This window comes from Brevundimonas sp., from assembly GCF_031082345.1.
In the GTDB taxonomy this organism is placed as follows: domain Bacteria; phylum Pseudomonadota; class Alphaproteobacteria; order Caulobacterales; family Caulobacteraceae; genus Brevundimonas.
Window position 1 is genome coordinate 499 of the sequence record NZ_JAVHLH010000047.1, and the last position, 8,411, is coordinate 8,909.

General features: G+C 70.4%; 11 protein-coding genes. 9 read left to right on the top strand and 2 right to left on the bottom strand.

Annotated elements, in window-relative coordinates; translation table 11 throughout:
* The 4 genes from RDU12_RS04885 to RDU12_RS04900 form a co-directional block, all read left to right on the top strand.
* Positions 1 to 1,145, top strand: a 1,145-nt coding sequence (locus RDU12_RS04885) for an acyl-CoA dehydrogenase (protein ID WP_308684184.1), incomplete at its 5' end; no start/stop codon positions are given.
* Positions 1,145 to 1,537, top strand: coding sequence for an acyl-CoA thioesterase (locus RDU12_RS04890; RefSeq protein ID WP_300290317.1), 393 nt, complete (start codon positions 1,145 to 1,147; stop codon positions 1,535 to 1,537). The genes RDU12_RS04885 and RDU12_RS04890, both read left to right, overlap by 1 nt.
* A 57-nt stretch (positions 1,538 to 1,594) precedes the next feature.
* Entirely contained in the window at positions 1,595 to 2,182 is a 588-nt protein-coding gene (gene def / locus RDU12_RS04895) for a peptide deformylase (RefSeq protein WP_300290318.1), read from the top strand.
* Positions 2,182 to 2,409 (top strand): hypothetical protein, encoded by a 228-nt coding sequence (locus RDU12_RS04900; RefSeq protein ID WP_300290319.1) that lies wholly within the window; start codon positions 2,182 to 2,184, stop codon positions 2,407 to 2,409. Before def ends, RDU12_RS04900 begins: the two co-directional genes overlap by 1 nt.
* A gap of 28 nt (positions 2,410 to 2,437) precedes the next feature.
* Here RDU12_RS04900 and RDU12_RS04905 read toward each other — a convergent pair whose 3' ends face one another.
* Positions 2,438 to 3,166, bottom strand: coding sequence for a hypothetical protein (locus RDU12_RS04905; RefSeq protein ID WP_300290320.1), 729 nt, complete (start codon positions 3,164 to 3,166; stop codon positions 2,438 to 2,440).
* A gap of 109 nt (positions 3,167 to 3,275) precedes the next feature.
* Between RDU12_RS04905 and fmt the strand changes: the two genes are divergently transcribed.
* Together fmt and truA are read left to right on the top strand one after the other, a co-directional pair.
* Entirely contained in the window at positions 3,276 to 4,202 is a 927-nt protein-coding gene (gene fmt, locus RDU12_RS04910; protein ID WP_308684186.1) for a methionyl-tRNA formyltransferase, read from the top strand.
* Positions 4,202 to 4,939: a tRNA pseudouridine(38-40) synthase TruA gene (truA, locus tag RDU12_RS04915; RefSeq protein WP_300290809.1), complete on the top strand. Its 738-nt coding sequence runs from the start codon at positions 4,202 to 4,204 to the stop codon at positions 4,937 to 4,939. The genes fmt and truA overlap by 1 nt, the downstream gene beginning before the upstream one ends.
* Positions 4,940 to 4,997: 58 nt before the next feature.
* Here truA and RDU12_RS04920 read toward each other — a convergent pair whose 3' ends face one another.
* A complete protein-coding gene (locus tag RDU12_RS04920; protein WP_300290812.1) occupies positions 4,998 to 5,135 on the bottom strand; it encodes an entericidin A/B family lipoprotein in 138 nt (45 codons plus the stop codon).
* Between the two features lie 98 nt (positions 5,136 to 5,233).
* Here RDU12_RS04920 and RDU12_RS04925 point away from each other — a divergent pair, with 98 nt between their 5' ends.
* The 3 genes from RDU12_RS04925 to RDU12_RS04935 all read left to right on the top strand — a co-directional run.
* A complete protein-coding gene (locus tag RDU12_RS04925; RefSeq protein WP_300290814.1) occupies positions 5,234 to 6,895 on the top strand; it encodes a thiamine pyrophosphate-binding protein in 1,662 nt (553 codons plus the stop codon).
* Between the two features lie 8 nt (positions 6,896 to 6,903).
* Entirely contained in the window at positions 6,904 to 7,344 is a 441-nt protein-coding gene (locus RDU12_RS04930) for a hypothetical protein (protein ID WP_300290816.1), read from the top strand.
* A 45-nt stretch (positions 7,345 to 7,389) separates the two neighbouring features.
* A partial coding sequence (locus RDU12_RS04935; protein WP_308684188.1) for a 5'-3' exonuclease H3TH domain-containing protein occupies positions 7,390 to 8,411 on the top strand: 1,022 nt, incomplete at its 3' end.

Below are 8,411 nucleotides of genomic sequence, written 5' to 3' on the forward strand. Positions count from 1 at the left end.
ACCCGCTGGACCTCGACGGCCGGCTGACCGACGACGAGCGGATGATCCAGGAGTCGGCGCGGTCCTACGCCCGCGAAAAGCTGCTGCCGCGCGTCATCGCCGCCTTCCGCGACGAGGTCTTCGACAAGGCCATCATGACCGAGCTCGGCGAGATGGGCTTCCTCGGCGCCATGCTGCCGGAACAGTACGGCGGCTCCTCGGTCAGCCACGTCGCCTACGGCCTGATCGCGCGCGAGATCGAGGCCGTCGACAGCGGCTACCGCTCGGCCATGTCGGTCCAGTCGTCCCTGGCCATGTATCCGATCTACGCCTTCGGCTCCGAGGAGCAGAAGATGCGCTTCCTGCCGAAGATGGCGGCCGGCGAGCTGATCGGCTGTTTCGGCCTGACCGAGGCCGACGGCGGCTCCGACCCGGCCTCGATGAAGACGAAGGCGGTCAAGGTCGACGGCGGCTACCGCCTGAACGGCGCCAAATACTGGATCACCAACTCCCCCATCAGCGACCTGGCGGTGGTCTGGGCCAAGCTCGACGACGTCATCCGCGGCTTCATCGTCGAGCGCGGCATGGACGGTTTCACCACCGACAAGATCGGCGACAAGCTGAGCCTGCGCGCCTCGATCACCGGCGACATCGGCCTCAACGACGTCTTCGTGCCGGAAGAGAACCTGCTGCCCGGCGTGAAGGGCCTGCGCGGACCGTTCTCCTGCCTGAACAAGGCCCGCTACGGCATCGCTTGGGGGGCCATGGGCGCGGCCGAGTTCTGTTTCCACGCCACCCGCGACTACGTCGGCGAGCGCATGCTGTTCGGCCGCCCGCTGTCCTCGCGCCAGCTGGTGCAGAAGAAGTTGGCCGACATGCAGACCGAGATCTTCCTCGGCTTCGAGGGCGCCCTGGCGCTGGGCCGGCTGCTCGACCAGGGAGCTTGGGTCCCAGAGGCCATCTCGATGATGAAGCGCAACAACTGCGGCAAGGCCCTGGCCATCGCCCGCGAGGCCCGCGACATGCACGGCGGGGCCGGCATCACCGGCGAGATGCACGTCATGCGCCACGCCATGAACCTCGAGACGGTCAACACCTATGAGGGCGCCCACGACGTCCACGCCCTGATCCTCGGCCGCGCCATCACCGGCGAGAGCGCCTTCTGATGAGCGAGGCGCCGGAAGGCCGCCTCGTCGGCCGGGTCATCGCCATGCCGGCCGACACCAACCCCGAGGGTGACATCTTCGGCGGCTGGCTGCTGGCCCACATGGACCTGGCGGGGGCGACCCCGGCGTTCGAACTGGCCCAGGGCCGCTGCGTGACGGTGGCGCTGGACGCCATGGTGTTCCACCAGCCGGTCTCGGTCGGCGACGAGGTGTCGATCTACGCCACCGTGGTGAAGGCCGGCCGGACCTCGATCCGGGTCCATGTCGAGGCGTGGAAACGCTCGCGCAACGGGGCCGACGCCGGGGCGATGCGGGTCACCGAGGGCGTCTTCACCTATGTGGCCATCGGCGACGACCGCAAGCCGAGGGTCCTGCCAGGCGCCGCGGCATAACCGAGCACGGCGCCCGGAAATCTTGACGTTCGGGCCCGCTCACCCTACCTCCCGGCCATGGCCGTCCGTCGCATCCTCACCATCGACAACGCCGCCGACCTGGCGGTGCTGAAGCAAGTCTCCCGCCCGGTCGAAGGGCCGGTGACGGACGAGCTGCGCGCCCTGATGGACGACATGCTGGAGACGATGTACGCGGCCCCGGGCATCGGCCTGGCCGCGGTGCAGGTCGGCGACGTGCGCCGGGTCATCGTCATGGACCTGGGCGATCGCGAAGCGGCCGGCGAGGCCCCGGACGAGGACGCCTCCGACGAGGCCGTCGCCGCCTGGGAAAAGGCCCGCCGCAACCCCCGCTATTTCGTCAATCCCGAGATCCTGTGGGCCTCCGACGAGCTGTTCCAGTACGAGGAAGGCTGTCTGTCGGTGCCGGACGTCTATGACGCCGTCGAGCGCCCGGCCCGGGTCCGCATCCGCTACATGGACTACGCCGGCAAGACCATCGAGGAAGAGTGCGACGGCCTCTACGCTGTCTGCGTCCAGCACGAGATGGACCACCTCGAGGGCGTGCTGTTCATCGACCACCTGTCGCGGCTGAAGCGCGAGCGCGCCGTGGCCCGGGTCAAGAAGGCGGCGAGGCTCGCCGCCTGATGGCCCGTCTCAAGCGCAACCGTGACCGCATCATCGACCCCTCCGGCCGTCGCCGTCTGACCCGCAATGAGAAGGTCGGCGTGGCCAGCCTGATCACCCTGGTCGGCGTGGCCGTCGTCGGCGTGGTGGCCGGGATCGTTCTGGACCGGCTGCTGGACTTCGACGACGCCTTCGACGCCGGCGGCGAATGGGACGAGGGCGGCGGGGTGTTCACCCGCTTCGACTGAATACGGTCTGGCCGCTGCCCGCGTCTTCTCAGTCTGGCCGAAGCCAGGGCGGCTGTTCCGGCGCTGGTTCCCAGCAGGGTTCGAGCGTGGCCGCCAACCCGACCGCCCAGGCGGCCGGGGATCGTTCGGCGATCCAGCCGCTGTAGGTCGTCAACCGCGCGTACTGGCTGAAATCCACCCGCACGATGTCGGCGTGCAGGACGAGACCCGTCATAGCGTCCTCGGGCCGGGGATTAGTGATGGCGTCGGGAACCCACTCGGCTTCGGCGGACTCCGCCAATGCGTCAAGCGCGCCCGGGCAGGCCCGCAGGTCAGCTTCGACCCATTCGAGGTTCTCCTCACCCAGCGCCTTTCGTACCTCCTCCGGTGTTCTGGCGCCGGTCCCCTCGACCCGTGACACCAGTCGGGCTCCGAGGACCCGGGGTCGTACGGCGTCAGGGTCGGCAGGCGCGCGAACCATGCGAGCCCTCAACCGCGAAGCGCAACCGTCCCGGGGGACGGTTTCTCCGGCGATGCAGCCTTCGGCGATCGCAATCGAGTAGACCGGCCACCCGTAATCGTCGCCGGTGTATGCGATCCGGACGATGGAATGATCCCTGATGTACCTCGAGGGAAAATAGGTCGTCGGGTCGAAGGCGGCATGCTGCACCATCGCCCTGACGTCCGCGTCCCGGGGATGGGCTGGCCCCTGACCCGGGTCGGTGAGCGAGAGAATGCCCAGCAGCAGCGCGGCGGTGGGTGACAGAACAGAGCTCATGGATGAACCCTGCACCGTCGCCAGGGCGTCAGCAACAACGCCCCGAACCGTCAGCCCCCGCCTCCCCCTCGCCTTGTCCCCGTCCCGCGCATAGGGCACACCGCCGCGCATGCGCCTCGCCTTCATGGGAACCCCCGACTTCGCCGTGCCCTCGCTGGCCGAGCTGATCGCCAGCGGCCATGAGGTCGTGGCCGTCTATTCGCAGCCGCCGAAGCCGCGCGGGCGGGGTCAGAAGCTGACGCCCTCGCCGGTGCACGCCTTCGCCGAGACCATGGGCCTGCCGGTGTTCACGCCGGAGTCGATGAAGTCGGCCGAGGCCATCGCCACCTTCCAGAGCCTCGACGTCGACGCGGCCTGCGTCGTCGCCTACGGCCAGATCCTCAAGGCCGAGGTGCTCGACGCGCCGCGGCTGGGCTGTTTCAACCTGCACGGCTCGCTGCTGCCGCGCTGGCGCGGGGCGGCGCCGGTCCAGCGCGCCATCATGGCCGGCGACCGCCAGACCGGCGTCCAGATCATGCGCATGTCCGAGGGGCTCGACGAGGGGCCGATCCTGCTGTCGGAGGTGATGGACATCCGTCCCGACGATACCGCCGCGACCCTGTCCGACCGCATGTCGCACACCGGCGCCAGCCTGTGGCCGCGCGCCCTGGCCGCCATCGAGCGCGGCGGGGTCGAGGGGACGCCCCAGACCGGCGAACCGACCTATGCGAAGAAGATCACCCCGGCCGAGGCGCGCGTCGACTGGACCCGCCCGGCGGCGGAGATCGACGCCCACATCCGCGGCCTGTCGCCCTTCCCCGGGGCCTGGTTCGAGGCGCCGGGACCCGAGGGTCCGGTGCGGATCAAGGCCCTGATGTCGCGCGTCTCGGGTCCGGGCGAAGGCGCGCCCGGCGAGGTGCTGGACGGCGGCCTGCGGGTGGCCTGCGGCGAGGGCGTGGTGCGCCTGCTGACGGTGCAGCGGCCGGGCAAGGCGGCGCAGCCGGCGGACGAAATGCTGCGCGGCTTCCCGATCCCCGCCGGAACGGTGCTCGGCTAGTGCCCCGGTACCGTCTGACGCTGGAGTACGACGGCTCGGGCTACAATGGCTTTCAGGCCCAGACCGACCAGCCGACGGTGCAGGGCGCGGTCGAAAAGGCCATCACCGCCTTCTGCGGCCAGACCGTACGCATCGCCGCCGCCGGGCGGACCGACACCGGGGTGCACGCCACCGGCCAGGTGATCGGCGTCGATCTGGACAAGGCCTGGCCGGCGAAGACGGTGATGAATGCGCTCAACGCCCATATGGTGCACGAGGCCGTGGCGGTGCTCGATTGCGTCGAGGCGGAGCCGGACTGGCACGCGCGCTTCTCGGCCACCGGACGGCGCTACCTGTACCGCATCCTCAACCGCCCGGGGCGGCCGGCGCTGGACCGGGGCCGGGTCTGGCACGCCAAGAGGCCGCTGGACGCCGACGCCATGCAGGCGGCGGCCCAGGCGCTGGTGGGTCTGCACGACTTCACCACCTTCCGCGACATCAACTGCCAGTCGAAGTCGCCGCTGAAGACGCTGGACGTCGCCCGGGTCTCGCGCATCGGCGAGGAGGTGCATCTGGTGTTCGAGGCGCGCAGCTTCCTGCATCGGCAGGTGCGGTCGATGACCGGGACGCTGGCGGAGGTCGGCCAGGGTCGCTGGAAGGTCGAGGATGTGGCCAAGGCGCTGGCGGCGAAGGACCGGGCGCGTTGCGGGCCGGTGGCCCCGTCGGACGGCCTCTATCTGACCGGCGTCAGCTACTGAGCGCGCACGAAAAAGCCCGCCGGCGAACCGGCGGACCCTTTCATCAGGCCGTGAGGCCCTAGTTCTTGGCGTCTTCCGCGGTGGCGGCGACGGCGGAGCCGGCGGCCGAGACGTCACGGCCGGCGCCGGCGACGGTGTTGCAGGCCGAAACGGCCAGGGCGGCGGCGATGATGGTCAGAGCGACGATCTTCTTCATGGGAATCCCCTAGGTGGTGTTGAACCTTGGCCATAAACGCCGCCGCGCCGTCGAGGTTGCATGGCCAAGGCCGGGGTCGATCTGCTAACCCGCGCGTCATGACACAGCCCGCGAACACCGCCGCCCGCCGTCTCGTCGAAACCCTCGTCATGAACGGGATCGACCGGGTCTTCTGCGTCCCGGGCGAGAGCTATCTGGCGGTGCTCGACGCCCTCGCCGATGTGCGCGACCGGATCCAGGTCATCGCCTGCCGCCACGAGGCGGGGGCCGCCAACATGGCCGAGGCTTACGGCAAGCTGACCGGCCGGCCCGGCGTCTGCATGGTCACGCGCGGGCCCGGCGCGACCCACGCCGCGATCGGGGTGCACACGGCGCATCAGGATTCCACGCCGATGATCCTGTTCGTCGGCCAGATCGCCCTGACCGACCGCGGCCGCGGCGCCTTTCAGGAGGTCGACTACCGCGAGGTGTTCGGCGGCCTGGCCAAATGGGCCACCGAGCTCGAGAGCCCGGAACGCACCGTCGAGGTCGTCGAGCGCGCCTTCGCCACCGCCCTGCAGGGGCGGATGGGGCCGGTGGTCATCGCCCTGCCCGAGGACATTCTGCACGAAGACGGCGGTCCCGCGCCGATCCGGCCGGTGAACCCGGCGAAGGCGGCGCTGGACCCGGCCTTTGTCGAACAGGTGCGCGAACGGCTGGCGCAGGCGGAACGTCCGTTGCTGGTGCTGGGCGGCTCGGGCTGGACGGAAGAGGCCGCCGCCGCCCTTGGCGACTGGGCCGAGCGCCTCGGCCTGCCGCTGGCCCTGTCGTTCCGGCGCAAGGACCTGATCTCCAACGACCGCCGGAACTACGCCGGCGACCTCGGCCTAGGCTGCAATCCGAAGCTGACCGCCCGCGCGAAGAACGCCGACCTGATCCTCGCCGTCGGCGCCCGCCTCGGCGAGAATCCGACCCAGGGTTACACCCTGTTCGACCGCGCCCGCACCGCCGAGACCCTGATCCACATCCACCCCGGCGCCGAGGAGCTGGGCCGGGTCTGGACGCCGCTGATGAGCGCCACGGCCGACAATTCCCTCGCCGCCCGCGCCCTGTCCGCGATCGACCCGGGCCGCACCTGGCATGACGAGGCCGCCGCCGCCCACGCCGACTACCAGGCCTTCTCCACGCCGGTCGCCGTGACTGGCGCGGTCAATATGAGCGAGTGCATGGCGCACCTCGCCGAGGTGCTGCCGGCCGACGCCGTCGTCACCAACGGCGCCGGCAATTTCGCCGCCTGGCTGCACCGGTTCTACCGCCACCGCGCCTGCCGCACCCAGCTGGCCCCGACCTCGGGCGCCATGGGCTACGGCTATCCCGCCGCCATCGCCGCCAAGAGCGTGCACCCGGACCGCGACGTCATCTGCATCGCCGGCGACGGCGACTATCTGATGACCGGGCAGGAGATCGCCACGGCGGTCCAGTACGGGATCAATGTCGTGGTCGTGGTCGTCGACAACGGCACCTACGGCACCATCCGCATGCACCAGGAGACGCACTATCCGGGCGCCCAGCGGACCATCGCCACCGACCTGAAGAACCCCGACTTCGTCAAATACGCCGAGGCCTTCGGCGCCTTCGGGATCCGTTGCGAGACCACCGCCGACTTCCCGGCCGCGCTCGCCGCCGCCCGGAACGCCGGCCGCCCCGCCCTCGTTCACCTGATCACCTCGGCCGAGGACATCGCGCCCAACCGCACCATCGCCGGCCTGCGTCAGAAATAGGAGCCTCCATGCGCCGCGTCGCCGCTTTCGCCGCCGTCAGCCTCCTTGGAGCCTGCGCCACGCCCACGCCCTCCGGCCCGGACGTGCCCACGCCCTGGGCCGACAGCGACGACTGCGCCGTCATCGCCGCCGTGGCGAAGGAGCACTACCGGTTCAACAGCACCGACAACCCGCCGCTGCCGCTCCGCTTCGAGGGTGACTACGCCCCGCGCTGCCAATGGAGCCGCTACGGCCTGGCCTTCCAGCCATACGACCCCGACGCGTCCGGCGACCCGCGCGAGCGGGTCCGCTGGGTCAGTTTCGCCCGCCCGGCCTATGACAGCGGCGGCGCCCTGATCGAGACCGGCATCCTGCACGGCCCCCTCGCCGGCATGGGCTACGAGTGCCGCGTTCATTCCGGCTTCGCCGGCTGGACCGTCGGCGAGTGCAAGAACACCTGGATCTCGTAGTCGCCGGGCGGTGACGGCGGGGCCGCGTCCCCCTATGTTCCGCCGATGACCGACGCCGCCCCCGAGACGACCGACCGCCCGCTCACCCAGGACGGCCCCGCCGTGCGGCTGTGGATGATCGACGCCTCGGCCTACATCTTCCGCGCCTACCACGCCCTGCCGCCCCTCACGCGCAAGTCCGACGGCCTGCCCGTCGGCGCGGTGCAGGGCTACTGCAACATGCTGTGGAAGCTGATCCGCGACATGAAGGGCGAGGACGGCCCGACCCATCTGGTCGCCGTCTTCGACCATTCGGAGAAGACCTTCCGCAACCAGATGTACGACCAGTACAAGGCCAACCGCAGCGCCCCGCCCGAGGACCTGATCCCCCAGTTCCCGCTGGTCCGCGAGGCCACCGCCGCCTTCGGCGTCCACTGCGTCGAACTGCCCGGCTATGAGGCCGACGACCTGATCGCCACCTATGCCTGCAAGGCCCGCGACGCCGGCGGCGAGGCGGTGATCGTCAGCTCCGACAAGGACCTGATGCAGCTGATCGGCCCCTCGGTGGTGATGTGGGACCCGATGAAGGAGCGCCGCCTCGCCGAGGAGGCCGTGTTCGAGAAATTCGGCGTCACGCCCGACAAGGTGGTCGAGGTCCAGGCCCTGATCGGCGACAGCGTCGACAACGTCCCCGGCGCCCCCGGCATCGGCCCCAAGACCGCGGCCCAGCTGATCGGCGAATACGGCGATCTCGACACCCTGCTGGCCCGCGCCCACGAGATCAAACAGCCGAAACGACGCGAGACCCTGATCGAATTCGCCGACCAGATCCGCCTCAGCCGCGAACTGTGCCGCCTCGACTGCAGCGCCCCGGCGCCCGAGCCGATCGACGACTTCGCCGTCCGCGACCCCGATCCGGAAAAGCTGGCCGAATTCCTCGACAAGATGGAGTTCCGCTCGCTGCGCAGCCGCGTCGGCGACGGGAAGGCCCCGGCGACCAACGGGACAGCCTTCGTGGCCCGCCCGAAGACCCCGAGCGCCCCGGTCGCCACCCCCCGCTACGGCCAGGTCCCGACCGGCCCGGAACA